The following is a 23,850-nucleotide window of genomic DNA, read 5'->3' on the forward strand; positions in this document are numbered from 1 at the left end:
GCAGGCGGCTGCCGCTCCGGTCTACCGGACCGCTTTCGGTGGCGTCGCGCGCGGGGGCACCACGGTTGTGACCTACACCCTGATCGGCATCTGCCTGGTGGCCTTCCTCCTGCAGCTGGTGCTGCCCGGGATGACGAGCGCGTTCATCTATGCGCTGTTCTTCACCGCCGGAGTGGAGGGCGCGGTCCCCGCCCAGCCGTGGCGCATGCTGACGGCGGCGTTCCTCCATTCACCGGGGTCGTTCCTCCACATCGCCTTCAACATGTACGCGCTGTACATCCTGGGGAAGGTCCTGGAACCCGCACTGGGACGGGCGCGGTTCCTCGCCCTCTACCTGATCTCCGCCCTCGGCGGTTCCGTCGGCGTCCTGCTGTTGTCAGGGAACCCCGGACAGGGTGTGGTCGGCGCGTCCGGTGCGGTGTTCGGGCTGTTCGGTGCGCTCTTCATCGTCCAACGGAAGCGGGGCGGGGATGTCCGGCAGATCATCGTCCTGATCGCGATCAACGCCGCCCTGGGATTCCTGATCCCCTCGATCGCCTGGCAGGCGCACTTGGGCGGGCTCGTGGCCGGCGCTGCGTGCGCCGCGGTGATCGCCTACGTCCCACGCGGTCCGCAGCAGGCGCGGCTCCAGTGGCTGGGGCTCGGAGGCGTCGTCGTCCTCCTGGTCCTGCTGACCGTGCTGGGAGTCTCGCTCCTGCCGTTCTAGCGAGGCACGTCGGACGGGACGGATTCGGGAGGGTCGGTGCGTTGTGCACCGGCCCTCCCGCAGTTGTCCACACCACTTATCCACATCGGGGATAACTTACACACATGTAATTCCACAGCTGTGGATAAGCCTCGCCCGGGATTTCGGGCCAGTTCCTGAACCATCAACAAATCTGTACACAGCTGTGGATAACTTTCTGCACACCGTGTGTACACAGCGTGGACGCCCTTCGGGCGTCGACGCCGGCCCGGCTGCTACCGCCAGCGGGTCGTCATCAGGAAGCCGACGATCGCGATGCCGAAGCCGGCGAGGATGTTCCACGAGCCCCATGCCTCGACGGGGAACCGGGATTCGGAGATGTAGAACGTGATGATCCACAGCAGGCCGACGATCATGAGGCCGAACATGACGGGCTTGTACCAGACGGGGTTCGGCTTCGGCTGCGAGGACTTCACGGCGGGAGCAGCGGACCTGGCTCTCTTACGGGGCTTCGACTCGGGCACGGTTTCTCCTCGGCAGGGCACGGCTGGGGTCAGCTGCGCCGGTGGTCGTACCGGCCGCCGTGAGTGCCCGGACCCGCAGGCTATCCTGAAGGAGAACGACGTCCGGCGGCCCGGTTATCCCCATGATTCTAGCCAAGAACCGTCCGATACCCGTGCAACCCCAGGGCAGGAGCGGTAATGGTCAGGTCGGCCCTCGACGCCCGGCCGCACGGCCGTGCGGTCGGGGAACGGCCGTCTCGTCGCCGCCGCACCCCGTTCCAGCTGGTTGCCCAGGTGGTCGGCGAGCTGCTGATCACCGCAGGGGTGATCCTCCTGCTGTTCGTCGGGTGGGAGCTCTGGTGGACCAACATCGACGCCGGGGTCAAGCAGGACCAGGCGCTCGAGCAGTTCTTCTCCGACGCTCCCTCCATCGCGGAGGCCCCCGCGTCCCCGGTGCAGGGCGCCGACGCGGTCGGCCCGGAGGATTTCGGCGACCCCGTCGTTCTTCCGCAGACAGGCCTGACCGGGACGTTCGGGGCCGTCTACATCCCCCGCTTCGGTGCCGACTACTCACGACCGGTCACGGCCGGTGTCGGCCCCGACGTCCTCGACAACCTCGGTCTGGGGCACTACCCCGGGACGGGCGCTCCCGGCGCGGTCGGGAACTTCGCCCTCGCGGGGCACCGCCAGACACACGGGCAGGTGCTCGACCAGATCCACACGCTGGTCCCGGGCGACCGGATCTACGTCCAGACGCGCGACGGCTACTACACGTATGTCTTCCGCAACACGGAGATCGTCCTGCCGGACCGGGCGGACGTGATCGCGCCGGTACCCACGGATCCCGGGGCCGAGCCGGTGGACCGCATCCTCACCCTGACCAGCTGCAATCCGAGGTTCGGGGCGCAGGAGCGTATTATTGCTTACTCGGTACTGGAGTCCTGGCGTCCCTGGGACGCGGGACCTCCGCCCGGGATCGCGGAGCAGGTAGCCCGCGCCGCAGGACGGGGATAGTCACCATGTACGGATGGATCTTCCGGGCCCTCCCGGGGCCGCGGTGGCTGCGCATCGTCCTCAGCGTGATCCTGGCCCTTCTGGCGGTCGCCGTGCTGATGCTCTTCGTGTTTCCCTGGGTCTCCCAGTTCAACCCGCTCACCGACTCAACGATTGGTTCCCCGTAGCTCATGGCCGACACCACCAGAATCCTCGTCGTCGACAACTACGACAGCTTCGTCTACACGCTGGTCGGCTATCTCCAGGAACTCGGAGCAGAGACGACCGTGGTCCGCAACGACGACCTCACGCTCGCCGAGGCGCAGGAGATGGCCGCCGCGCGGGACGGCGTCCTGATCTCCCCCGGTCCGGGGACGCCCGCTGATGCCGGGGTGTGCGTCGATCTGATCAGGTGGTGCGGCGAGAACGGCAAGCCCATGCTCGGGGTCTGCCTCGGGCACCAGGCGCTCGCGGAGGCCTACGGCGGAACCGTCACCCACGCGCCCGAGCTGATGCACGGGAAGACCTCGCTGGTGGAGCACGACGCCACCGGTGTCTTCTCCGGGCTCCCCTCCCCCGTGACGGCGACGCGCTACCACTCGCTCGCGGCCGTCAGCGACGACGTCCCGGCCGAGCTCTCCGTGACGGCCCGGACGGCCAGCGGGATCATCATGGGTCTCGAGCACCGGAGCGCCCCGCTGTGCGGGGTCCAGTTCCATCCGGAATCGGTCCTCACGGAGGGCGGGTACCGGATGCTCGGGAACTGGCTCGAGTCCCTGGGCCTCGAGGGCGCAGCGGCGACGTCGGCCGGGCTCAGCCCGCTCATCGCCCGCCAGGTGTCCAGCTAGTCGTCGTCCTCCGTCGGCCGTGATTCGGAGGGCTCCGTCGGCGGTCCGGACGGTTCGTCGGCCGGTTCGTCGCTGGGCGGGTCGGTCGGATCCTCCGTCGGCTCCGGCGTCGGTTCCACGGGGGGCGGGGCCGGCGCCTTCGCGATGGTGAGGACGATCTCCGTCCCCTGCGCGACGGCGGACCGTGCCGGTTCCGACTGCGCCGTGATGATCCCGGGCTGGACGACGCTGTTCTCCAGCTCAAGCACCCTGAAGGGGAGCTGGACCGCCGGATCCTCGAGCAGGGCCTGCGCCTGGGCGAGCGTGAGGTCGGTGAGCAGGGGTACCGTCACCCGTCCGTTGGAGAGCACGAGGTCCACGGCGCTGCCGACCGGTACGGACTGCCCGGCCTGGGGACTCGTGGTGATCACCCTGCCCTGTGCGACGGCGGCGCTGGTCTCCTCGGTGACCTCACCACCCTTCAGCCCGAGGTCCTCGAGAGCGTCCCGCGCCGAGGATTCCGTGAGCCCGGCCAGGGACTCGGGCAGCACCACGTTCGCCGGCCCCCGCGAGACCGTGATGTTCACGCGGGAGTCCGCCTCGACCGATGCGCCCGCCGACGGGTCCGAGGAGATGACGTCCCCGGCGTCGACCGACGCATTGAACTCCTCGTCCGTGGACGGGATGAGGCCCGCATCCACGATGGCGTCCCTCGCATCGGCTTCCGGCATGCCCACCAGGTCGGGGACGCCGACCGTCGTCGCCTCCTGCGCGGGCCGGTTGTTCAGGGAGGTCACCACGAAGTAGCCGGCGGCGAGCACGATCAGCACCGCCGCGAAGAACACGGTGGTCCAGGCGGCCCGGGAGGCCCTGCGGTGCCGCTCGGCCCGCTGGTCCGGCTCGCCCCGGTCCCGCAGGACGTCCAGCCGGTCGTCGGCGTCCCCGGCCGGTTCGACACCCGCGCCGGCCGACGGCCCGTCACCGGTGACCCTGTCCATGGCACGGGTGCCCGGTCCGCCGGCCGCTGCCGCGGCAGCCCCCACCACCGCAGGGCGGGCCCGCGTCGCCTGGACGTCCAGGGTCTCCGTGGCGTCCTCCGCCGCAGCGAGCACCACGCCGCGACCGGCGTCGAGCAGGGCCCTCCGGAAGGCGTCGGCATCCACGAACCGATGGTCGCGGTCCTTCTGGAGTGCCCTGGCGAGCACCGAGTCGAGGGCAGGGGTGACCTCGGGGTTCAGGCTGCTCGCGAGCGGAGGTGCCTCCCGTACATGCTGGTAGGCGACGGAGACGGGGCTGTCGCCGATGAACGGCGGCCGGCCCGTGAGGAGTTCGAACAGCAGGCAGCCGGTGGAGTACAGGTCGCTCCGCGCGTCGACGGTCTCGCCGCGTGCCTGTTCGGGGGAGAGGTACTGCGCTGTCCCCAGGACGGCCTGGGTCTGCGTCATGGTGGCCTGTGAATCGGCGATGGCGCGCGCGATGCCGAAGTCCATCACCTTGACGGAGCCGGCGGGCGTGATCATGACGTTGGCGGGCTTGATGTCGCGGTGCACGATGCCGGCGCGGTGGCTGTAGCCGAGTGCGCCGAGGACAGCGGCCACGTAGGCGACGGTGTCCTCCGGGGTGAGGTCGCCGGCCTTGACATGGTCGCGCAGGGTGAAGCCCTTCACGTACTCCATGACGATGAACGGGACCCGCACCTCGTGCTGCGGCCGGTCGGGGATCTCCTCCTCGCCCGTGTCGTACACCGCCACGATGTTCGGGTTGTTGAGCCCCGCCACGGCCTGGGCCTCCCGCCGGAACCTCGCCTGGAAGAGGGGGTCACGCGCGAGGTCCTCGCGCAGCACCTTGACGGCGACCGAGCGGCCGAGGCGCAGGTCCACGCCGCGGTAGACGTCGGCCATGCCGCCGCGTCCGATCAGCTCGCGGATCTCGTAGCGCCCGTTCAGGACGCGCTCGGTGGTTGTCACGCCGCAGCCTCCCTGCGCCGCCCCCGGCCGCCGGTCATGGGCCGGAGGTGGCTGTCGACGTCGGCGTGGGATCCGCCGGTTGGGGAGCCGCCGCCGCTGCCGTCGCCGGCGTCGTCGGGGGAGCCTCCGGTTGCGGGGCCGGCGGCTGCGTGGGGGGAGGGCCGGACGAGACGACGTAGCTGACCTCGCTGTCGACCGGCACCTCGGCGCCGGGTCCGGGGCTGGTCCGCAGGACGGTTCCCTCGGGTTCCGTCGACTCCTCGCTGCCGGCGTTCACGGGCCGCAGTCCGAGGTCCACGAGCACCGCCTGGACCTCGGCCTCGGTGCGTCCCTGCAGCCCCGCGGGAATCGTGACCTGTTCGGGTCCCGCCGACACGGTGAGGGTGATGGTCTCGCCCGGGCTGAGCGCGCCGACCGGGGCGACGCCGATCACGAGCCCGGCGGCGTACTCGGCGGACGGCTCCCGCTGGGTCTCGACGCGGAACCCGAGGCCACCGAGCTCGGCCGAGACCTCCGCCTCGGGCCGGCCCAGGTACTGGCTCGGGGTGATGACCACCTGCTCGGCCTCCGTCGTGCTCGGGGACGGCGAGGGTGTGGTGGGCGACGGCGTGGGCGACGGCGTGGTGGGCGCGGGCGAGGGAGTCGCGGAGGCGCTCGTCTCCACCGGTGCGGGGTCGCCGTCAGCGGTCAGCAGCGGCTGCAGGACCAGGAAGGCGATGGCGCCGAGGGCCAGGAGGAGCAGCACGATCAGCGGGATGAGCCAGGGGCTCCGTCGGTTCTCGTCCTCGTCGCGGACCGGCTCGCCGGGCGGAGGCGTATCGGCGCCGTCGTCCGACCAGGCCCGCGAGGCGGCGATGCCCGCAGCCGCCCCGGCCGCGGCGGGTGCGGCGACCGTGGGGAGGGCCGACGTCGACGGTGCGGGCACCATCGTCGTCGCCTGCGTGTCCTGGCGCGGGATCGCTGCGGTTTCGACGCCGGAGTCCGAGGCGAAGGACAGCAGGCCCGGGACGGCGGCCTCCGCGGCGCGGATATCACCGGCGCGGATGGCGTCGACGGCGCGTGCGAGGGCCTCGGCGTCCCGCGGGCGATCCGCGGGGTCCTTGGCCAGCATGGAGCCGATGAGGGCCCGGACCGGGCGCGGGATGGACTGCGGGAGCGGCGGCGGGGCGTCGTTGACCTGCGCCAGGGCGATCGCGATCTGCGACTCGCCGGAGAACGGGCGCCGTCCGGCCAGCAGCTCGTACCCGATGACGCCGAGCGCGTAGATGTCGGACGAGCCCGTTGCCGGCTGGCCGGTCGCCTGCTCCGGAGCGAGGTACTGCGCCGTCCCCATGACCTGCCCCGTGGCAGTGAGCGGCACCTGGTCGGCCAGCCGGGCGATGCCGAAATCGGTGATCTTGACGCGGGTGTCCGGCATCACGAGGATGTTGCCGGGCTTCACGTCACGGTGCACCAGCCCCTGGCGATGCGCGACGGCGAGGGCCGTGGCGGTCTGCCCGACGATCGAGAGCGTGCGGTCCGGGGAGAGGACCCGTTCCTTCTCGATGACGGCCGAGAGCGGCTGCCCGGGGACGAGCTCCATGACGAGGTACGCCGATCCGCCTTCCTCGCCGTAGTCGAAGACGTTGGCGATGCCCTCGTGGTTCAGCAGCGCCGTGTGGCGGGCTTCAGCCCGGAAGCGGTTGAGGAACGCGGGATCACCCGAGTACTCCTCCTTGAGGATCTTGATCGCGACGACGCGGCCGAGGATCTGGTCCCGGGCCTTCCACACCTCGCCCATGCCACCGATGGCGATCCGTTCGGTCAGTTCGAACCTGCCGCCCAGGGTGATGCCTGATGTGGGCCTCATCTGTTCAACACCGCCTCTATGAGTCTCTTGGCACTGGGTGAGGTCAATTGCTGACCAGTGGGGATGTCCACGTTCTCCATCACGATCGAGAGGGCTATCTGGGGGTCGTCCGCGGGAGCGAAGCCCGTGAACCAGGCGTTGTCGCCGGTCGCGGAGAATTCCGCGGTGCCTGTCTTGCCGGCCACCCGGACACCCGGGACCTGGGCGCCCGTGGCCGTGCCGTTGTCCACCACGTTGACCATCCATTCCGTGAGCTGGTCCGCGGTGTCCCGGCTGACCGACTGGCGCAGCGACTCCGGCTCGGGCGACTCGATGAGCTCGAGGTCCGCGGCCCGGATGGATTTCACGAGCTGGGGTTTCATCTGCTGGCCGTCGTTGGCGATCGCCGCGGATACCATCGCCATCTGGAGCGGGGTCACGCGCGTATCGAACTGGCCGACGGCGGACTGCGCCAGTTCGGGGTCCGTCAGGTCCGAGGGGAAGGTACTCGCGACCACGTTGGTGGGAATGGTCATCTCCTCGCCGAAGCCGAATTTCGCGGCCTGCTCCTGGATGGCATCCTCGCCGAGGTCCAGCGCGATCTGCGCGAAGGGCGTGTTGCACGACTGCTCCAGCGCGAACTCGAGGTCCGCCGTCGACCTGCTCGCACAGCCGCCCGAGACGAAGTTCGGCAGGGTGTACTCGATGCCGGGGAACTCGAGCGCGGGAGGATTCGGGATCTCCGATTCGGCGTCGTACTCCCCGGACTCGAGGGCCGCGGCGGCGTCGATGAGCTTGAACACGGACCCGGGGGAGACGAGGGACTCCGTGGCCGGGTTGGTGTAGATCGAGAGGCCCGGCTGCTCCGAGAGCCGCGCCGCGTTCTGTTCGATGACCGCCGTGTCATGCCCCGCGAGGAGGTTGGGGTCGTAGGACGGCTTGGAGACCATCGCGAGGATGTTGCCCGTGGAGGGCTCCATCACCACGATCGAGCCGCGCTGACCGTCGGGGATGAGGTCGGAGGCGAGCTGCTGGATCTGCGGGTCGATGGTGAGCTCCACGGAGGCGCCCTGGGGATCGACGCCGGAGAAGAGGGTCACCACCCGGTCGTAGAACAGGGAGCTGCTGGTTCCCGCGAGGATCTCCGACTCCGCCTTCTCGAGTTGCGACGACCCGAGGGAGAGCGAGTAGTAGCCGCTCAGGTGCGCGTACAGCTCCGGTTCGTTGTACACGCGCTGGTAGTTGAACTCGTCGTTCGAGGGGACGGACTCGGCGATGGCACGCCCGTCGACCAGGATCGCGCCCCGCTGCCGGCCGAAGTCCTGGTACAGCTGGCGGCTGTTCCACGGGTTGTCCTTCAGCTCCTGGGCCTGGAAGAACTGGACGTAGGTGAGGGACCCGAGCACGAGGGCGAACATGCTGACGGCTACGACCCATGCCCTGCGGATGGCCTGGTTCATGGGGTCGCCGCCTTCGCGGTCCGCTTCTTCACGGGTTTGCCGTTGACCCCGAGCGCTTCGGGGAAGGAGTCCTTCATGGGTGCCGTCGGCGCCGGGCGGCGGGCGGCTTCGGAGATGAGCAGGATCAGGGCCACGATCAGCCAGTTTGCCAGCAGGGACGAGCCGCCGGCCGACATGAACGGCGTGGTGAGTCCGGTGAGGGGGATCAGGCGCGTGATGCCGCCGATGACCACGAAGCACTGCAGGGCGATCGTGAAGGAGAGGCCGCAGGCGAGGAGCTTGCCGAATCCGTCCTTCGTCCCGAGGGCCGCCCGGATGCCGCGGGAGACCAGGAGCACGTAGAGCATCACGACGGCGACGACGCCGATGAGCCCCAGTTCCTCTCCCAGGGCCGCGATGATCATGTCGCTGTTGGCATAGGTGACGAGGTCGGGGCGTCCCGCGCCGAGGCCCGTCCCGGCGAGTCCGCCGTTGGCCAGGCCGAACAGGCCCTGGACCACCTGGTGGCTGCCGCCCGGCGCGCGGCCGTAGACCTCCGGGGAGAAGGCATTGAGCCACGAATCGAACCTCAGGGCGACGTGGCTGAACAGTTCGAGGGCCACGAAGATGCCGACGCCGATCATGGCCAGGCCGATCAGCACCCAGCTGACGCGGCTCGTCGCGACGTAGATCATCACCATGAACAGGCCGAAGAAGAGGATGGACGAGCCGAGGTCCCGCTGGAAGATCAGGACACCGATGCTCACGAGCCAGGCGGCCGCCATGGGGGCGAGGTCCTTGAAGCGGGGGAACTGGATGGGGCCGAGCTTCTTGCCCGCCAGCAGGATGAGGTCCCGGTTGGTCGAGAGGTACCCGGCGAAGAAGATGGCGAGGGTGATCTTCGCGATCTCGCCCGGCTGGAAGGTGCCGACCCCCACGGAGATCCAGATCCTCGCCCCGTTGATCTCCAGTCCGATCGGTGCCGGAGCGAGCGGCAGCAGGAGCAGGACGGCGCTGACGATCAGGGAGATGTAGGTGAAGCGCCTGAGCAGCCGGTGGTCCCGCAGCAGGATCAGGAGAGCGGCGGCGGCGCCCATCGCGACGGCCGTCCACATGACCTGCTGCGACGCGACGGGGGTGAAGTCCGGGTTGGCCTGCATCGCCGACAGATCCAGCCGGTGGATCATGGCCAGGCCGATCCCGTTCAGTGCGACCACGATCGGAAGGATGAGCGGATCGGCATACTTCGCCCGGAGCCGCAGGACGATGTGGAGGAACAGGCTCATGATGGTGAGGGTCAGCGCCTGGGACCAGAAGAACTCGCTGAACGCCTCCTCACGGTCCACGCCCGCCAGGTAGCTGGCGGTGACGGCGACAGCCAGCGCGAGGAGGAGCAGGAGCAGCTCGACGTTGCGCCGCGACCGGGGCACGGTCAGGACATCACTCATCTGCTGCACCTTCACATTCGAGGACGGGGGATGACGCCGACGGGGCGGACGCCGTCGCCTGCGGTGACGCGGCTGCGGCGGGACCCGACGAGGGAGAGGCCGAGGCCGAGGACGACGAGGGGGAGGCCGAGGGCGCGGCGGACGCCGTGGCGCTCGGGCGGGTCGACGGTGATCCGGACGCCGAGGCGGAGGGTGCGGGGGCGCCGGCCGAGGCGGTCGGGCGCGCGGAGGCGGACCCTGTCGGTGAGGGCGCCGGGTCGCACGTGACGGCACGCAGCTGACCGCGCAGGTCGCCGACGATCCGCTCGGCCTCCTCGAGGCTCGCCGCCGGGAGCGTGGTGGCCAGCTGGGAGCGCTGGTACTCGGGCAGGTTGGAGACGGGGATGTCCGTCACCTCGTAGAGCTCGCTGAGGCTGATCGGCCCGATCCGCTGGGGAACGCCCGTGTAGATCGCCACGCGGTTCTCGGAGTCCGCGACGTAGTAGCGCGTCTGGGTCCAGGTGTAGCCCAGGCCGACGACGGCGATCAGGATGAGGGTCATGAGGGCGAGGATCGCGGGGAGGAACCAGTGCTTCTTCCCCGCCGGGGTCTCGTCCTCGGCGCGCTCCGGCACCTCCGGCTCCGCCTTGTGGGTCAGCATCTTCGCGGCGCGCCGTTCCGTGGACCGCTGGGTCACGATCGGGATCTGGCCCGTCTCGGTCGCGAGCGCCGCCGATCCCACGAGCATGTGGGGTCTCGTGAGCAGGTCCTGGCGGATGACGTCGGCGCGGATAGCCGCGCCGGGGAGGTCGCCGTTCCCGTCGATCGGGTGGGAGTCCGCGCCCGGGTCGGTCGGCGTGTCGCGCTCACCCGCGGCCTGCCGGGCCGGGGGGATGGACGACGGCGGCGACGCGTCGTCGTCGTCCGCCTCGATGACCTCGACGACGGCGACGGTGATGTTGTCGGGGGAGCCACCCGCGAGCGTCAGGTCGACGAGGGTGTCGACGCACTCGCGGATGCTCGCCGACCCGCGCACGACCTGCTCCACCGCGCGGTCCTGCAGGACGGCGTTCAGGCCGTCCGAGCAGAGCAGCCAGCGCTCGCCGGGCTCGGCGTCGAACTGTGCGAGGTCCAGTTCCGGGCTCGCGTCGACGTCGCCGAGGACCCTCATGAGGACGTTCTTGTGGGGGTGGGTCTCGGCCTCCTCGGGCCGGAGCCTCCCCTCCTCGATGAGGCGCTGGACGAACGTGTGATCCGTGGTGATCTGCTCGAAGACGCCGTCCTTGAGGCGGTAGGCGCGCGAATCGCCGATGTGGGCGAGCTGCAGGGTGCGTCCCTCGAGCAGGATCGCCGTGACCGTCGTCCCCATGCCGGCGAGCTGCGGATTGGTGGCGACGAGCTCGGAGAGCAGGGAGTTCGCGGTCTGGATCTCGTCGGCCAGGTGCGTCCCGGCGTCGCCGTCGTGCCCGCCGTGATCGAGGTGGACCAGGTCGAGGACGGTGGAGGCGGAGGCGACGTTGCCGCCGGCGTGGCCGCCCATGCCGTCGGCGACGACGGCCAGGTACCGGCCCACGTAGGCGGAGTCGTCGTTCTTCGCCCGCACCTTGCCCACGTCGGAGCGGGCCGCGAACCTCAGGGCGAGCGGCACTCCTACGGCCTCAATTCGATGACCGTCTTACCGATCCGGATGGGGATGTTCGGTTCGACGGGCAGTGCGCGCGTCAGCTGGGCCCCGGCGAGGAAGGTGCCGTTCGTGGAGCCGAGATCCTCGATGAACCAGCGGCTGCCCTGCGGGAAGAGGCGGGCGTGGCGGCCCGAGGCGTAGTCGTCCTCGAGCACCAGCGTGGCCTCCTGGGCGCGGCCCAGGAGGATGGGACTCGCCGCGAGGTCGAGGGTCGTACCGGTGAGCGGGCCCTCCGTGACGACCAGCCGCCGGGCCGCGGTGCGTGCCGGGGCCGGCTCCTGCAGGAGTTCGGGGTTCTTGCGGATCTCGCGGGCCGTCGGCGCGCCGACCCTGTTGCGCCGTCCGACCGCGAGGTCCCGGCGCAGGGCACCGACCGTACTGAGTACCAGGACCCACAGCAGGATCAGGAACCCGAAGCGGAACAGGGTGACGGTGAGCTCTCCGGCTTCGCTCATCGGTGGCCGGCCCCGTCCTGCGAGGGGAGGAGGTGGAACGTCAGGCGTGAGCGCCCCATGGTGATCATGGACCCGTCGGTGAGTTCGGTCTGCCCGACGACCCGCTGCCCGTTGACGTAGCTGCCGTTGGTGGAGCCGAGGTCGACGGCGTAGATCCGGCCGCCCTGCGCGCGGATCTCGAGGTGGCGCCGGGAGACTCCGGTGTCATCGACGAGGATGTCCGCTTCCGAGGAGCGGCCGAGGACGATGGATCCGGAATTGATCGAGTAGCGCTGCCCGTCCATCTTCAGGATCGGCTGGTACCGGGTGGGCTGGTGGCGCGGGGGTGCGGGTGCCGCAGGGCCGGGGGAGCGCGGCGCGGCGGTCTGCTTCTCGATCGAGGAATCGATCTCGAAGACGCCGGCCCGGAGCTCCGGATCGTGTTCGAAGGAGACGCGCACGGGCCCCTGGAGGCTGTACTGCTGGCTGTTGACGTGGGCGATGACGACGTCGCACAGTTCCTCGGCGAGGGCGGAGCCCCACTGCTGTGCGAGGTCGAAGTCGGAGTCGGACAGCCGGGCGGCGAAGACGTTGGGGGCGAGGGTGCGGCCCTGCGCGAGGACGAGGGAACGGTTGTCCAGTTCCTTGCGGAGGGCGCTGGCGATCTCGAGGGGCTGCACCTGGGAGCGGGTGCCGGTGGTGAAGGCTCCGCGGACCAGTTTTTCGAGTCCTCGCTCCACGTTGTCGAGAATGCCCATCTTCCGCCTCCTCCCCTGTCGCACAGGTGTCCGAGCCCCGGTCAGCAGGGTGCTGAGGGACGTGGCCCGGCCAGGGTCATGGGAATGTCCAGCCGGGCATGTTCCCTCCGATACTACTTGGAGCCTCCGGTAATGGGCTTCAGGTAGTGGTCCCGAGGATTACTTTGTCCTAACGATCGGGTGCCGTGGCCGGCTGGGAGGTGCCCGGCCGCCGGGCCTGCCTCGGCGGCGGTTTAGGTAATTGCCGCCGGGCTCCGTTATGCTGGTCTCTGCTGTTCACAACACCTGCCGGGTGCAGATGTTGGAATCCCGAAATTGCGCGAGTGGCGGAACGGCAGACGCGCTGGCTTCAGGTGCCAGTATCCGAAAGGGTGTGGGGGTTCAAATCCCCCCTCGCGCACAGATGGACGACACGGAAGGGCTCCCGCTCGGCGGGGGCCCTTCCGTCGTATCCGGCGTCCCGCGACATCCGCGGTGGGTCCAGGACCCGTCAGCGGAAGTCGCGGGACTTCGTGGTCGCCCTGAGCTGCAGGACCTCGATGCGGTCCGCCACGACGTTGACGATCCCCTCCGGGGACCGCTCCAGGATGCCCCTGACGATCACGCTGCTGGCCTCGCGGGCAACCCGGCGGTGGCGCTGCCACACCCCCACCGAGCAGATGACGTTCACCAGTCCCGTCTCGTCCTCCAGGTTCAGAAAGGTGATCCCGCTCGCCGTCGCGGGCCGCTGCCGGTGCGTCACGACTCCCGCCACCTCGATCCGCCGGCCGGACTCGAACCCCCTGAGCTCCTGCGCCGTCAGGACGTCCCGGCGCTCGAGCCGGGCGCGGGCATGGCGTACGGGGTGGTCGTCGGGGGTGATGCCCGTGGACCACAGGTCGGAACCCACCTTGTCGAGGTCCGAGAGTTCGGGCATCAGGGGAGGCTGGATGTAGACGGCCGTACCCTTGATCTGGCCCTCGCGCTCGGTCGACGCCGGCCCGGCGTTCCACAGGGCTTCGCGGCGGCTCAGGCCCATCGACTCGAACGCGCCGGACGCCGCAAGGGCCTCGAGCTGGCCCGCGGTGGCACCCGTGCGGCGTGCGAGGTCCGGCATGTCCTCGTACGGTCCGTGGCGATCCCGCTCGGCGACGATCCTCTCGGCGAGCTTCACGCCGACGGAGTCGACGGCGGCCAGTCCGAGCCGCACCGCGTAGTTGCCGTCGCGGCGGTGCGTGGTCGAGTCGAACGGTGTGTCCTGGTCGAAGTACCCGACCGGAGGTTGCTCGTCCTCCGTGCAGCAGTCCCGGCCGGTGGTGCGCGCCGACGGATCACCGGCGGGCTCGTAGCCCTCGAGCGGCTCGAGGTCGGCATGCACCCCGGAGTGCAGGATGTCCGGCCGCAGGACCACGGCTCCGTGCCGCCGGGCGTCGGCCACCAGGGTCTGCGGTGAGTAGAAGCCCATGGGCTGTGCCCGCAGGAGCGCGGCGAGGAACGCCCCGGGATAATGCAGGCGTAACCAGGCGCTCACATAGACCAGCAGGGCGAAGCTGATCGAATGGCTCTCCGCGAACCCGAAGTTCGCGAAGGCGTGGATCTTGTTGTAGATGGTGTCCGCGACGTCGCCGGTGATCCCGTTCGCGGCCATGCCCTCGTACAGCGTGGCCTTGAGGGAATCGATCCGCTCCTCGCCGCGCTTGGACCCCATGGCGCGGCGCAGGAGGTCGGCGTCCGCTCCGGAGCAGCCACCCACCACCATCGCCATCTGCATGAGCTGTTCCTGGAAGAGCGGGACGCCGAGGGTCCGCTCGAGGACCGGCTCGAGGTCGGGGTGGATGTACCGGACCTCCTCCTCGCCCATCTTCCGCTTGATGTAGGGATGCACGGCACCGCCCTGGATCGGTCCGGGGCGCACGAGGGCCACCTCGATGACGAGGTCGTAGAACTGCCGGGGCTGCAGCCGGGGGAGCATGCCCATCTGGGCACGGCTCTCCACCTGGAAGACGCCCACCGAATCCGCGAAGCACAGCATGTCGTACACGCCCTGCTCCTCCTTGGGGATGGTGTGGAGCTCCCACTTCTCCCCGAAATGCCGCTCCACGAGGTCGAAGTTGTACTGGATCGCGGCGAGGATGCCGAGGCCCAGCAGGTCGAACTTCACCAGTCCCATCCAGGCGCAGTCGTCCTTGTCCCACTGCAGGACCGTCCGCCCCTCCATCCTTCCATGCTCGATCGGGCATACTTCTCCGATGGGGCGGTCGGTGAGCACCATGCCGCCCGAGTGGATCCCCATATGGCGGGGGAATTTCAGGACCTCCTGCGCCAGGCCGACCACGGACTCCGGGATGTCGTGGTCGCTGCTGGCGACGAGCCCACCCCACCGTTCGATCTGCCGGGACCAGGCGTCCTGCTGGCCCGGGCTGTGCCCGAGGGCCTTCGCCATGTCCCGGACGGCGAACTTGGGCCGGTAGGTGATGACATTGGCCACCTGGGCGGCGTTGAAGCGCCCGTACTTCCGGTAGACGTACTGGATGACCTCCTCGCGGCGGTCCGAATCGAAATCGACGTCGATGTCCGGCTCCTCGTCGCGCATGCTCGAGAGGAAGCGCTCGAAGGGGAGCTGGTACTTGATGGAATCCACGGCGGTGATCTCCAGCAGGTAGCAGACCGCGGAGTTCGCGGCCGATCCCCGCCCCTGGCACAGGATCCCGTTGCGGCGCGCGTAGTGCACCAGGTCATGGACGATCAGGAAGTAGCCCGGGAAGTCCTTGCTCTCGATGACGTCGAGTTCGCGTTCGATGCGGTCCCGGACATCGGCACGGTTCCCGTAGAGCCTGTCGGCCCCGTCCCAGACGAGCTTCCGGAGATAGCTCATCTGGGTGTGGTCTTCGGGCAGGTCGATGGTCGGCAGCCCGGGCCTGACGCTGCGCAGGGTGAAGGAGAGATCCGCGGCGATGTCCACCGTGCGCTCCACCGCCCCCGGGTAGTCCCGGAAACGCCGCGCCATCTCCGCCCCGCTGCGCAGGTGGGCGGCGCCGGCGGCGGGGAGCCAGCCGTCCATCTGGTCCAGGCTCCGGCGGGCCCTGACCGCGGCCAGGGCGGAGGCGAGCCGGTGTTGCTCCGGTGTCGCGTAGTGCACGTTGTTGGTGGCCACGGTGGGCAGCCCCACACGGGCGGCGACGGCGCTCAGGGCGTCGTTGTGCGCCGTGTCCAGGGGGTTGCCTTGGTTGACGAGTTCGACGGCGACCGACTCCCGCCCGAACAGGTCGACGAGCCTCCGGAGCTCGGCCTCGGCCGCGGACTCCCCCGCGGCGACGAGCGCCGAGCGGACCGCGCCCTTCCGGCACCCCGTGAGGATCATCCACTGGCCGGCGGCATGCCCCGCGAGGCGCTCGAGATCGTAGCGGGGCTTCCCCTTCTCGGCGTCCGCGTCGAGCTGGGCCTCGGTGATGGCGGTGGAGAGGCGGTGGTAGCCGGCCGATCCCCGCGCGAGGACCAGCAGGTGCTGCCCCTCCGGATCGGCCTCGCCGTTCTGCGGACGGGACAGCCCGAGGGAGAGTTCCGTGCCGTACATGGTCGAGATCCCGGGGTACTTCTCGGCGGCCTCCGCGAAGCGCACCGCGCCGTACAGCCCGTCATGATCGGTCAGTGCCATGCCGGTGAGCCCCAACCGCCGGCCTTCCTCGGCGAGGTGCTCGGGGCTGGAGGCGCCGTCGAGGAAACTGAAGTTGGAGTGGACGTGCAGTTCCGCGTACGGCACAACGGGCCCCTCGGGGGCCGGGAGGTCGGCGGGGGCGGTGTAGGGCTGCCGCTTGCGTGACCAGGCGGGGCTGTCACCGCCGTCGGCCCCCACGGGCGGCACGCCGGGCCGGGTGTCGGAGAGGTCCCGTTCGAAGTCCGACCACGGGATGGGAGGGTTGTTCCAGCCCATCAGTCGTAGCTCGCCTCGACCCACCACGCGTGGTCCTCGAGCAGCAGCAGCCAGGCCGATCCCGAGTGGTCCACCAGCTGGAACCGGTTGAGGACGCGCCCCTCGGGATCCCACCAGCGTTCGTCGATCGGCCATGGGCCAGCCCAGGAGTGCACGGCCCGTCGATCGTCGTCGGGCCCGGCGCTGAAGAAGGAGGGATCGGCGGTCAGCAGTCCCCGGGGATCGACGTCGACCGGATTGCCCCGGGAATCCACGACGACGGCGGGTACGGGGTCGGCGAACACCGTGGCCGGGGCCGGGCCGGGCAGGCGGCCCGGCCAGGGCTGGGTGCGGTCCCGGACCCGTGCCGCGGGGGACTGCGCCGGTGCGTCTCCCCAGGGGATGAAGACCCTGCGGTCCGCGAGGAGCCGGCCCCCGGCGATGATCCCGGTCAGGACGGCGCCGTGGCCCAGCATGCTCTGCACGCGGGCCAGGCCGTGGTGGATCCCCTCGTCGGGTCCCGTTCCCCACAGGCCGTCCGCGTGGTCGGCGAGGTCCTCGACGGTGTCGGGCACGATGTGGACCCGCGTGATCCCGGAGGTAAGGCCGTGGTCCGAGGCGTTGGTGCCCTGGAGCTGCCAGCGCACGCGGTCCACGACGTCGTCGGCGTCGAACCAGCGCGGGTGCCGCCACCGGCGTTCGGAGACCTCGCCCGACTCCGTGGAGAGACGGACCTGCAGTGCCGTGCAGACCAGTCCTGCCTCCCGCAGTCCGTCCACGAACTCGCCGGCCCGGGTGCGGAACGCGAAGGCCAGCTGGTCGATGCGGGCGAGGGGTGGCTCGAAATCCGCGGCGGCATCGAGATCTGGTGGGGGTTTCCGGGCGACGACGTCCCGGTGGTCGAGTCCGCTGGCCTGCCGGTGCGCGAGCGCACCCTCGACGCCGAAGCGGTTGCGGACGTCGGAGGCCCTGAGGGCCGCGAAGTCCGCGAGGGAACGGATGCCGAGGCGCTTGAGCAGCACGGTGAGCTTCGGTTGTTCGAGGACCTCCAAGGGGTAGCTGCCGAGGAACCAGGGCGAGCCGCCCTCCGGGATGACGACCAGCTGCTCGACGTCGTCGTCCAGTTCGTCGGTGGCCTTGGCGGCCTGTTCGGCGGCGAACGGGCCGTCCGCGATGCCGATCCGCAGGTCGGTGAGGCCGATGGCGGCGAGGGTCCGGAAGACCACGGCGGCGGCTCCGCGCTCGCCGCCGTAGTAGCGCGCGGGGCCCTTGACCCTGATGGCGCACAGCCCCGGGCGGAGGACCTGGACGCCGGGCATGATCGTCTCCACGGCCGCGGTCACCGGCTCGAAGGTGCGCTCGTCCAGTGACGGGTCGTACGGGAGGGACACGAGCCCCGTGCTGCGGGCCTGGGCCTCCCGGATGCGCAGCCCCCTCCTCACGCCGTCCTGCCGTGCTGCCGGGGAACACGCGAAGACCTCCCCCCGGTCCACGAGGACGAGTGCCGTGTCGGCGGGCAGTGCATGCTCGCGCAGGGCCGCCGTGATCGGCCAGTCGGGGCACCAGAGCATCATGGTCCGGGTGGCAGGCGCCGCCGCTGGGGACGACGAGGGCGCTGCCGGTGCTGCCGGTGGGGTGGCGGTCATGAGGACTTCATCAGCTGTGGTTCGAACAGGGTGGACGCCGGTCCGGAAAGGGACCCGGATGATGCGTGGGCGGTGGGCCCCGACGTCGCGGGAGCGGTGCCCTGCAGGTCCGCGAGTCCCACGTAGGCGTGACGGAGACGCCCCGAGGGCTGGGTCGCGGTGATCTTCAGGCGCCGGGCCCGCAGGTGGCCCGATCCCGAACCGAGGCCCTCCCACGCGCTCTCCGCCACGCCGAGGGTGGAGTCGCTCTGCTTCCAGGTGCCGAGGGTGATGAGTGCCGCCCCGCGCTGTCGGAGACGTGCCTTGAGGCGGGCCCATTCCGTGGGCGCCAGGTGGTCCGGGGCCCGGGTCAGGATGACGGAGACGACGTCCACGAGGGCCGCCGTGACCGTGAGCCACTGGGAGCCGGGATCGGGGACCAGGATGAGGCGGTCGAGGTTGATGCCGAAACCATGGGCCGCCTCCACACTGAAATCCGGCATGCCGACGACGCTGCACCACGCGCCGGTCGAGGAGGGGCCGGCCAGCAGGGCCATGGCCAGGGAGGTGGAGTTGCGGACGGTGTAGGAGCCCCCCGACTGGAGGCCCCCGCCCGGCAGGATGTGCGCGAGGGCCGGAACCGTGGGCAGGCGGCGTGAGTCCAGCGTGCTGGCCTGCATGCTGTTGATGCGGGCCTGGAGGTCGAGGGTGGTGTCCGCTGTGGAGGCCCCCCGACGACCGGACGCCCCCGAGCGTGCCGGCCCGATGGCGGGGGAGGGCTCATCCCCGTCGAGGGCATAACCGGCAGCTGGAGGCGTCACTCGTCAATATTCGAACAGGTGTTCGAATAAGTCAATCGTCCTGCGTCGGTCCGGAGCGAGGCTGCGGACGGCGGACCGGACCCTCTCCCGTGTGGTGCGTGATCAGGCGTCGGGCGCCTTGCGCGCGGCATCGCGTTCCTTCACGCGCGCCGCCTCGGCGCGGACGGCCGCCTGCGTGGCCCGTTCCGCGACCAGCCATTCCGGCGGGTCCTGCAGCAGGGCGGTGATCTGCTCGCTCGTCAGGGGATCGGTGAGGCCTCCGCGGGCCAGCCCGCCGTTGGAGATGCCGAGCTTCTGCGCGACGACGGGACGCGGGTGCGGGCCCGTGCGGCGCAGCTCGGCGAGCCACTCCGGAGGGGTCTGCTGCAGTTCGTTGAACTCCGCGCGCGTCAGGTCGGTCTCCTGGAAGTCGGAGGGGGCGGCGGGCAGGTAGATTCCCAGTTTCTTGGCCGCCGTGGCGGGCTTCAGGGTCTGGGGGTTCTTCGCGGGAGTCATGGTCCCAGCTTAACCGTCCGCTTCGCCGTCGCCGGTAGGCGCTACTGTGATCAGATGCCCGCAGACCAGCCCAGAACCCTGTCCGTCGGCTTCGTGCCGGGCGTGACGCCGGGGAAGTGGGTAGCCCGGTGGCGGGAACGGCATCCCGGGGTGAACCTCGAACTCCACCAGCACGACGACGCCCTGACGTCGCTGCTGGAGGCCTCCGACGACGTCGTCTTCGTCCGCCTGCCGGTGGAGCGCGCCGGGATCCACCTGATCCCCCTCTACGAGGAGCAGCCCGTCGCGGTCATGTCGCGCGACAACGAGCTGTCCCTCTACGACGAGGTGCCGCTCGCGGAGCTCGAGGGCGAATCCCTGCTCGACATCGAAGCATGCGGCGGTCCGAAGGCGGCCGTGGAGGTCGCCGCGGCCGGCGCCGGCGTCGTCGTCCTGCCGATGTCCCTCGCCCGCCTGTACGCCCGCAAGGACGCCGTCCACCGCCCGGTCCCGGGGCTTCCCGCGACGACCATCGGGATCGCCTGGCGTGTGGATGACGCGTCCGACGACGTCGAGGAGTTCATCGGCATCGTGCGCGGACGCACGGCCCGGAGTTCACGGCAGCCCTCGCAGCGCGAGGCCCCGAAGAAGACGGCGTCCCAGAAGGCCGCCGCGAAGAAGGCCGCCGCCGGGAACCCCAAGGCACAGAAGGGGGCCGGGAAGCCGGCGCCGCGCAAACCCGCGCGCCCCGCCGGGTCCCGCGGGAAACGGCGCTGACCCCTCCGTAGCAACCCGCCCGGTGCGCAGTTGTGGTGGGTGTGCCACGCGGTGACCCACCACATCTGCGCACCGAAGCACCGGAGCACCCGCAGACGGCCCGCCCCGCACGGATGCGGGACGGGCCGGTCTGATGACGCCGTGGTGCGTCAGCCCGCCGAGGCGAGGGCGAAGACGGACGCGGCGATGGCGAAGCCCATGACGCCGATCGTCGTCTCCATGACGGTCCACGTCTTCAAGGTGGTCTTGACGTCCATGTTGAAGAAGCGGCCCACGAGCCAGAAGCCGGAGTCGTTGACGTGGCTCGCCACCACGGAACCGCCGGCCACGGCCACCACGAGGGCTGCCAGCTGGAGGCCGTTGTAGTCGCCCGCCAGGATCGCGGGGGAGATGAGGCCCGCCGCGGTGGTCAGGGCCACGGTCGCCGAGCCCTGGGCGATGCGGAGGATCGCGGCGATCAGGAAGCCCGCGAGGATGATCGGGATGCCGAGGTCGCCGAGGACGTCGGCGAGTGCGTCGCCGATGCCGCTGGCCCGCAGGACGCCGCCGAACATGCCGCCGGCGCCGGTGATGAGGATGACGGAGCAGACCGGGCCGAGCGCCGATTCCAGCGTCTGCTCCAGCGCGGTCTTGTCGATCCCCCGACGGCGGCCGAGCACGTAGGACGCCACGAGGAGGGTGATCAGCAGGGCGACCGGGGTCTCCCCGAGGGTCCGCAGGAACTGGAACCAGCCCTGCTCGGTCACGCTCTCGTCCACGGCACCCGAGCGGGCCAGGGTGTTCAGGCCGGTGTTGAGGAAGATGAGCGCCAGGGGCAGCAGCAGGATCCCGACGACGGTGCCGAATTTGGGCGGGTTCGCCTCGGCCTGCGCGTCAGCCGTACCCAGCAGCTCGGGGACGGGCAGGACGTACTTCTTGCCGGCCCAGAGGCCGTACAGGTAGGAGGTCACGTACCAGGTGGGGATTGCGGCAACGAGGCCGACCATGATGACGAGGCCGACGTTCGCGCCGAAGAACTCGGAGGCGGCGACGGGTCCCGGGTGCGGCGGGACGAAGATGTGCATGACGGAGAAGGCACCGGCGGCGGGCAGGCCGTAGCGCAGCACGCCGCCGCCGAGGCGGCGGGCGACGGAGAAGACGATGGGCAGCATGACCACGAGGCCGGCGTCGAAGAAGATGGGGAAGCCGAAGATCAGCGAGGCGACGCCGAGCGCGAAGGGTGCCCGGTGCTCGCCGAAGACCCGGATGAGGTAGTCGGCCAGCACCTTCGCGCCGCCGCTGGTCTCGACCAGGCGGCCGAGCATCGCGCCGAGCCCCACCAGCAGCGCGACGGCGCCGAGCGTCGACCCGAAGCTGCTGACCATCACGGGCACGATCTGCGACGTGGGGATTCCGGTGGCGAAGGCGGTGAGGAGGCTGATGAGGATCAGTGCGACGAACGCGTGGATGCGGACCTTGATGATCAGGAACAGCAGCGCGAGGATCGCTGCTGCGGCGATCAGGAGGAGCGGACCGGCGGTGAGGCTCTGGGTCCATCCTTCGATGGGCATGTTTTCTCCGTTGAAAGTGGTGCGGATCTGGCGGGGTGGGTCAGTTGCTGGGCAGGTCGAGCTGGTCGATGACGGCGGTCGCGACGTCGTCGGGCGTGCCGGTGTTCTGGATCCTGATGCCCGGCTCGTCGGGTTCCAGCGGCTCGAGCGTGCTGAGCTGCGAGGGCAGTAGCGATTCCGGCATGAAGTGGCCGCTGCGGGTCTTCATGCGTTCGAGGATGAGGTCGGTGTCGCCGAGCAGGTGCACGAACCGCACCTGGCCCTCTGCTCCGGTGAGGAGGTCCCGGTAGGAACGCTTCAGGGCCGAGCAGGTGACGACGGTGCTGCGGCCGGCCCGGGCCTGGAGGGTCATCCAGTCGCGCATGGACTCCAGCCAGGGCCAGCGGTCCTCGTCCGTGAGCGCCGATCCGGCGGTCATCTTCGCGATATTCGCGGCGGGGTGGAAGTCGTCCGCCTCGGCGAACACCCAGCCGAGCCGTTCGGTGAGCCGGGTGGCGATGGTGGTCTTCCCGGACCCGGAGATACCCATGACGACCACATGGTGTGGCTGTGCATCCATGCTGACTCCCTTGTCGGTGCGGCGGAACGATCACGATCCGGATAAAGGTAACACCTTTCGAATCAAAGGTAGTACCTTTTCGGGGATGCCCGATCGCTCTATCGTTAGGGGTCGGCCGGATGGCCGGTGGCGCAGGGAGGAGGACGATGACGTCGCAGACAGGACCCGCGCGATCACCGGAGGGAGCAGCCGCGGTGTTCCACACGCGGATCATCGACGCATTGGGCCAGGACATCGCGGACGGCGTGCTGCCCGAGGGGACGCGCCTGACGATCGAGGGCCTGCAGCAGCAGTTCGGGGTCTCGCGCACCGTGGTGCGGGACTGCATGCGCGTGCTGGAGTCGATGAACCTGATCGTGCCCAAGCGCCGCATCGGCCTCGTGGTGCAGGGCCACGAGCGGTGGAACGTCTACGACCCCCGGATCATCAGGTGGCGGCTCCAGGGCCCGGGACGGGCAGACCAGTTCCGTTCCCTGACGCACCTGCGCCGCGCCGTCGAGCCCGTCGCCGCGGCACTTGCGGCCCGGCAGGCCACCGGCGCGCAGCGGCTGCGGATCGCCGCGCTCGGGGCGGACCTGCGACGGCTGGGCGAGGCGGGATCGCTCGAGGAGTTCCTGGAGGTGGACATCGCGTTCCACACGCTCGTCCTCGAGGCGAGCGGCAACGAGATGTTCGCCGCCCTGCGCGAGGTGATCGCCGAGGTCCTTTCGGGCCGGACGCGGCAGGGCCTCATGCCGCACCATCCGAAGGAGCATGCGCTGCGCACGCACGAGCAGGTGGCGTCCGCGATCGCGGCCGGCGAGGCGCCGACGGCCGAGGCGTGCATGGAAGCGTTGCTCGCCGAGGTGAGCGAGGCCATCGACTAGCTGTACTGCCTGGGGGCCAGCCGAGGGAGGCAGTGCCACGCCTGCAGGGGCTGGTGGGCCGCGTTGTAGGCGTCGACGACGTGATGACGAGAGCTCCCGCGCAGCTGGGTGAGCCGACCGTGCCCGGGGACGAGTGCCTGCTGGGGGTGCGAGAGCCGGCAGGAGTGGCTGCTCATGTACTCCGTCGATGTGCCCGTGCCGGTGATCGCCGCCTGGTGTCGGGTCGCGGTGAAGCGCGTGATCCGTGCCGTCGACCGGCAGATTACCCGGGACCCGGCGCAGAACGACAGCCACGAGGCGCGTGTGTTGTATCGGTGGGTGGAGAACCAGCGCAGGAACCACGACGACGGCACTCTCACCCCAGCCCGGATCGAAGCCCTGAATGCGCTGGAGGAGTGGATCGGCACCAGAAGGGGTAACGCCGACGTCCTGTGGGATCGACGCCTCAACGAAGTGCGTCAATTCAGGGATGAGGTGGGTCGGTTCCCCGATCTACGACCGCGACCGGCACCCGGACGAGACTGTCCTCGCGGTATGGCTGGGTCGGCAACGCATCTGGCAGTGCAAGGGGGTTGTGCCTCGACCGACTCCTGCGGCTCGAGGGGGATCCTGCCTGGCTGGAACGCCGCACGCAGCGAGAGTGAACGAACCCGGTTGGTTGACTCCGGTTATTCCTCGCCGGGGTGAGTTCCTCCATGTGCGAAGCAATGCACATGGTCCAGTGGTGCCGGGACGATCGTGGAG

General features: G+C 70.1%; 22 protein-coding genes and 1 tRNA gene. 8 read left to right on the top strand and 15 right to left on the bottom strand.

Annotated elements, in window-relative coordinates; genetic code table 11:
• The first annotated feature begins 67 nt into the window (after positions 1–67).
• Entirely contained in the window at positions 68–706 is a 639-nt protein-coding gene (locus tag ACSGDB_RS13720) for a rhomboid family intramembrane serine protease (RefSeq protein WP_434995407.1), read from the top strand.
• Between the two features lie 254 nt (positions 707–960).
• Here ACSGDB_RS13720 and ACSGDB_RS13725 read toward each other — a convergent pair whose 3' ends face one another.
• Positions 961–1,209 carry a cell division protein CrgA gene (locus tag ACSGDB_RS13725; protein WP_434995408.1) on the bottom strand — a complete coding sequence of 83 codons (249 nt, stop codon included), beginning with the start codon at positions 1,207–1,209 and terminating at the stop codon, positions 961–963.
• A gap of 177 nt (positions 1,210–1,386) precedes the next feature.
• Between ACSGDB_RS13725 and ACSGDB_RS13730 the strand changes: the two genes are divergently transcribed.
• From ACSGDB_RS13730 to ACSGDB_RS13740, 3 genes are read left to right on the top strand one after another with little or no spacing between them, the layout of a single operon-like run.
• Complete coding sequence (locus ACSGDB_RS13730; RefSeq protein WP_434995409.1) at positions 1,387–2,202, top strand: class E sortase; 816 nt, start codon at positions 1,387–1,389, stop codon at positions 2,200–2,202.
• Between the two features lie 5 nt (positions 2,203–2,207).
• Positions 2,208–2,369 (top strand): hypothetical protein, encoded by a 162-nt coding sequence (locus ACSGDB_RS13735; protein ID WP_434995411.1) that lies wholly within the window; start codon positions 2,208–2,210, stop codon positions 2,367–2,369.
• Positions 2,370–2,372: 3 nt separating this feature from the next.
• Positions 2,373–3,029, top strand: a complete 657-nt coding sequence (locus ACSGDB_RS13740; protein ID WP_434995412.1) for an aminodeoxychorismate/anthranilate synthase component II — start codon at positions 2,373–2,375, stop codon at positions 3,027–3,029.
• On the opposite strand, the gene pknB is transcribed toward ACSGDB_RS13740, so the two are convergent.
• From pknB to ACSGDB_RS13775, 7 genes are read right to left on the bottom strand one after another with little or no spacing between them, the layout of a single operon-like run.
• On the bottom strand, positions 3,026–4,975 hold the full coding sequence (gene pknB, locus ACSGDB_RS13745) for a Stk1 family PASTA domain-containing Ser/Thr kinase (RefSeq protein ID WP_434995414.1): 1,950 nt from the start codon (positions 4,973–4,975) through the stop codon (positions 3,026–3,028). The two genes, ACSGDB_RS13740 and pknB, sit on opposite strands and share 4 nt — an antisense overlap.
• Positions 4,976–5,009: 34 nt before the next feature.
• Positions 5,010–6,824 carry a protein kinase domain-containing protein gene (locus ACSGDB_RS13750; protein ID WP_434995415.1) on the bottom strand — a complete coding sequence of 605 codons (1,815 nt, stop codon included), beginning with the start codon at positions 6,822–6,824 and terminating at the stop codon, positions 5,010–5,012.
• Positions 6,821–8,263, bottom strand: a complete 1,443-nt coding sequence (locus ACSGDB_RS13755; RefSeq protein ID WP_434995417.1) for a peptidoglycan D,D-transpeptidase FtsI family protein — start codon at positions 8,261–8,263, stop codon at positions 6,821–6,823. Before ACSGDB_RS13755 ends, ACSGDB_RS13750 begins: the two co-directional genes overlap by 4 nt.
• Positions 8,260–9,690, bottom strand: coding sequence for an FtsW/RodA/SpoVE family cell cycle protein (locus ACSGDB_RS13760; protein WP_434995418.1), 1,431 nt, complete (start codon positions 9,688–9,690; stop codon positions 8,260–8,262). The genes ACSGDB_RS13755 and ACSGDB_RS13760 overlap by 4 nt, the downstream gene beginning before the upstream one ends.
• Entirely contained in the window at positions 9,683–11,317 is a 1,635-nt protein-coding gene (locus ACSGDB_RS13765) for a PP2C family protein-serine/threonine phosphatase (protein WP_434995419.1), read from the bottom strand. Before ACSGDB_RS13765 ends, ACSGDB_RS13760 begins: the two co-directional genes overlap by 8 nt.
• A 2-nt stretch (positions 11,318–11,319) precedes the next feature.
• Positions 11,320–11,808 (bottom strand): FHA domain-containing protein FhaB/FipA, encoded by a 489-nt coding sequence (locus ACSGDB_RS13770; protein ID WP_434995421.1) that lies wholly within the window; start codon positions 11,806–11,808, stop codon positions 11,320–11,322.
• Complete coding sequence (locus ACSGDB_RS13775; protein WP_434995423.1) at positions 11,805–12,545, bottom strand: FhaA domain-containing protein; 741 nt, start codon at positions 12,543–12,545, stop codon at positions 11,805–11,807. Before ACSGDB_RS13775 ends, ACSGDB_RS13770 begins: the two co-directional genes overlap by 4 nt.
• Before the next feature lie 317 nt (positions 12,546–12,862).
• Here ACSGDB_RS13775 and ACSGDB_RS13780 point away from each other — a divergent pair.
• Positions 12,863–12,945: transfer RNA gene (locus ACSGDB_RS13780), tRNA-Leu, on the top strand.
• 90 nt (positions 12,946–13,035) lie between these two features.
• On the opposite strand, the gene ACSGDB_RS13785 is transcribed toward ACSGDB_RS13780, so the two are convergent.
• The 4 genes from ACSGDB_RS13785 to ACSGDB_RS13800 all read right to left on the bottom strand — a co-directional run bounded on the left by ACSGDB_RS13785 (position 13,036) and on the right by ACSGDB_RS13800 (position 19,375).
• Positions 13,036–16,455, bottom strand: coding sequence for an error-prone DNA polymerase (locus ACSGDB_RS13785; protein ID WP_434995988.1), 3,420 nt, complete (start codon positions 16,453–16,455; stop codon positions 13,036–13,038).
• Positions 16,455–18,080 (bottom strand): DNA polymerase Y family protein, encoded by a 1,626-nt coding sequence (locus ACSGDB_RS13790; protein ID WP_434995424.1) that lies wholly within the window; start codon positions 18,078–18,080, stop codon positions 16,455–16,457. The genes ACSGDB_RS13785 and ACSGDB_RS13790 overlap by 1 nt, the downstream gene beginning before the upstream one ends.
• On the bottom strand, positions 18,077–18,880 hold the full coding sequence (locus tag ACSGDB_RS13795) for a hypothetical protein (RefSeq protein WP_434995426.1): 804 nt from the start codon (positions 18,878–18,880) through the stop codon (positions 18,077–18,079). The genes ACSGDB_RS13790 and ACSGDB_RS13795 overlap by 4 nt, the downstream gene beginning before the upstream one ends.
• A 102-nt stretch (positions 18,881–18,982) precedes the next feature.
• On the bottom strand, positions 18,983–19,375 hold the full coding sequence (locus ACSGDB_RS13800; RefSeq protein WP_434995427.1) for a DUF5997 family protein: 393 nt from the start codon (positions 19,373–19,375) through the stop codon (positions 18,983–18,985).
• A gap of 54 nt (positions 19,376–19,429) precedes the next feature.
• On the opposite strand from ACSGDB_RS13800, the gene ACSGDB_RS13805 reads away from it, so the two are divergent.
• On the top strand, positions 19,430–20,131 hold the full coding sequence (locus ACSGDB_RS13805; protein ID WP_434995428.1) for a LysR family transcriptional regulator substrate-binding protein: 702 nt from the start codon (positions 19,430–19,432) through the stop codon (positions 20,129–20,131).
• A gap of 149 nt (positions 20,132–20,280) precedes the next feature.
• Here the strand turns inward: ACSGDB_RS13805 and ACSGDB_RS13810 are convergent, their stop codons facing one another.
• Together ACSGDB_RS13810 and ACSGDB_RS13815 are read right to left on the bottom strand one after the other, a co-directional pair.
• On the bottom strand, positions 20,281–21,681 hold the full coding sequence (locus ACSGDB_RS13810) for a GntP family permease (protein WP_434995429.1): 1,401 nt from the start codon (positions 21,679–21,681) through the stop codon (positions 20,281–20,283).
• 40 nt (positions 21,682–21,721) lie between these two features.
• Positions 21,722–22,240, bottom strand: a complete 519-nt coding sequence (locus tag ACSGDB_RS13815) for a gluconokinase (protein WP_434995430.1) — start codon at positions 22,238–22,240, stop codon at positions 21,722–21,724.
• Positions 22,241–22,386: 146 nt separating this feature from the next.
• On the opposite strand from ACSGDB_RS13815, the gene ACSGDB_RS13820 reads away from it, so the two are divergent.
• Positions 22,387–23,106 (top strand): FadR/GntR family transcriptional regulator, encoded by a 720-nt coding sequence (locus ACSGDB_RS13820; protein WP_434995431.1) that lies wholly within the window; start codon positions 22,387–22,389, stop codon positions 23,104–23,106.
• On the opposite strand, the gene ACSGDB_RS13825 is transcribed toward ACSGDB_RS13820, so the two are convergent.
• A complete protein-coding gene (locus ACSGDB_RS13825) occupies positions 23,103–23,282 on the bottom strand; it encodes a hypothetical protein (protein ID WP_434995433.1) in 180 nt (59 codons plus the stop codon). The two genes, ACSGDB_RS13820 and ACSGDB_RS13825, sit on opposite strands and share 4 nt — an antisense overlap.
• Here ACSGDB_RS13825 and ACSGDB_RS13830 point away from each other — a divergent pair.
• Positions 23,281–23,793, top strand: a complete 513-nt coding sequence (locus tag ACSGDB_RS13830) for a helicase associated domain-containing protein (protein ID WP_434995434.1) — start codon at positions 23,281–23,283, stop codon at positions 23,791–23,793. The two genes, ACSGDB_RS13825 and ACSGDB_RS13830, sit on opposite strands and share 2 nt — an antisense overlap.
• Positions 23,794–23,850: the final 57 nt, after the last annotated feature.

Origin of the sequence: Arthrobacter sp. Ld5 (genome assembly GCF_051172775.1) — a bacterium.
Lineage (GTDB): Bacteria > Actinomycetota > Actinomycetes > Actinomycetales > Micrococcaceae > Arthrobacter_D.

Bases quoted from the DNA above. Each gene is read 5' to 3' on its own strand.
- ACSGDB_RS13800 (WP_434995427.1), bottom strand. From the start codon at position 19,375: ATGACTCCCGCGAAGAACCCCCAGACCCTGAAGCCCGCCACGGCGGCC.
- ACSGDB_RS13770 (WP_434995421.1), bottom strand. From the start codon at position 11,808: ATGAGCGAAGCCGGAGAGCTCACCGTCACCCTGTTCCGCTTCGGGTTC.
- ACSGDB_RS13810 (WP_434995429.1), bottom strand. From the start codon at position 21,681: ATGCCCATCGAAGGATGGACCCAGAGCCTCACCGCCGGTCCGCTCCTC.
- ACSGDB_RS13730 (WP_434995409.1), top strand. From the start codon at position 1,387: ATGGTCAGGTCGGCCCTCGACGCCCGGCCGCACGGCCGTGCGGTCGGG.
- ACSGDB_RS13750 (WP_434995415.1), bottom strand. From the start codon at position 6,824: ATGAGGCCCACATCAGGCATCACCCTGGGCGGCAGGTTCGAACTGACC.
- ACSGDB_RS13815 (WP_434995430.1), bottom strand. From the start codon at position 22,240: ATGGATGCACAGCCACACCATGTGGTCGTCATGGGTATCTCCGGGTCC.
- ACSGDB_RS13775 (WP_434995423.1), bottom strand. From the start codon at position 12,545: ATGGGCATTCTCGACAACGTGGAGCGAGGACTCGAAAAACTGGTCCGC.
- ACSGDB_RS13820 (WP_434995431.1), top strand. From the start codon at position 22,387: ATGACGTCGCAGACAGGACCCGCGCGATCACCGGAGGGAGCAGCCGCG.
- ACSGDB_RS13735 (WP_434995411.1), top strand. From the start codon at position 2,208: ATGTACGGATGGATCTTCCGGGCCCTCCCGGGGCCGCGGTGGCTGCGC.
- ACSGDB_RS13825 (WP_434995433.1), bottom strand. From the start codon at position 23,282: ATGAGCAGCCACTCCTGCCGGCTCTCGCACCCCCAGCAGGCACTCGTC.
- ACSGDB_RS13755 (WP_434995417.1), bottom strand. From the start codon at position 8,263: ATGAACCAGGCCATCCGCAGGGCATGGGTCGTAGCCGTCAGCATGTTC.
- ACSGDB_RS13785 (WP_434995988.1), bottom strand. From the start codon at position 16,455: ATGGGCTGGAACAACCCTCCCATCCCGTGGTCGGACTTCGAACGGGAC.
- ACSGDB_RS13760 (WP_434995418.1), bottom strand. From the start codon at position 9,690: ATGAGTGATGTCCTGACCGTGCCCCGGTCGCGGCGCAACGTCGAGCTG.
- ACSGDB_RS13805 (WP_434995428.1), top strand. From the start codon at position 19,430: ATGCCCGCAGACCAGCCCAGAACCCTGTCCGTCGGCTTCGTGCCGGGC.
- ACSGDB_RS13740 (WP_434995412.1), top strand. From the start codon at position 2,373: ATGGCCGACACCACCAGAATCCTCGTCGTCGACAACTACGACAGCTTC.
- ACSGDB_RS13830 (WP_434995434.1), top strand. From the start codon at position 23,281: ATGTACTCCGTCGATGTGCCCGTGCCGGTGATCGCCGCCTGGTGTCGG.
- ACSGDB_RS13790 (WP_434995424.1), bottom strand. From the start codon at position 18,080: ATGACCGCCACCCCACCGGCAGCACCGGCAGCGCCCTCGTCGTCCCCA.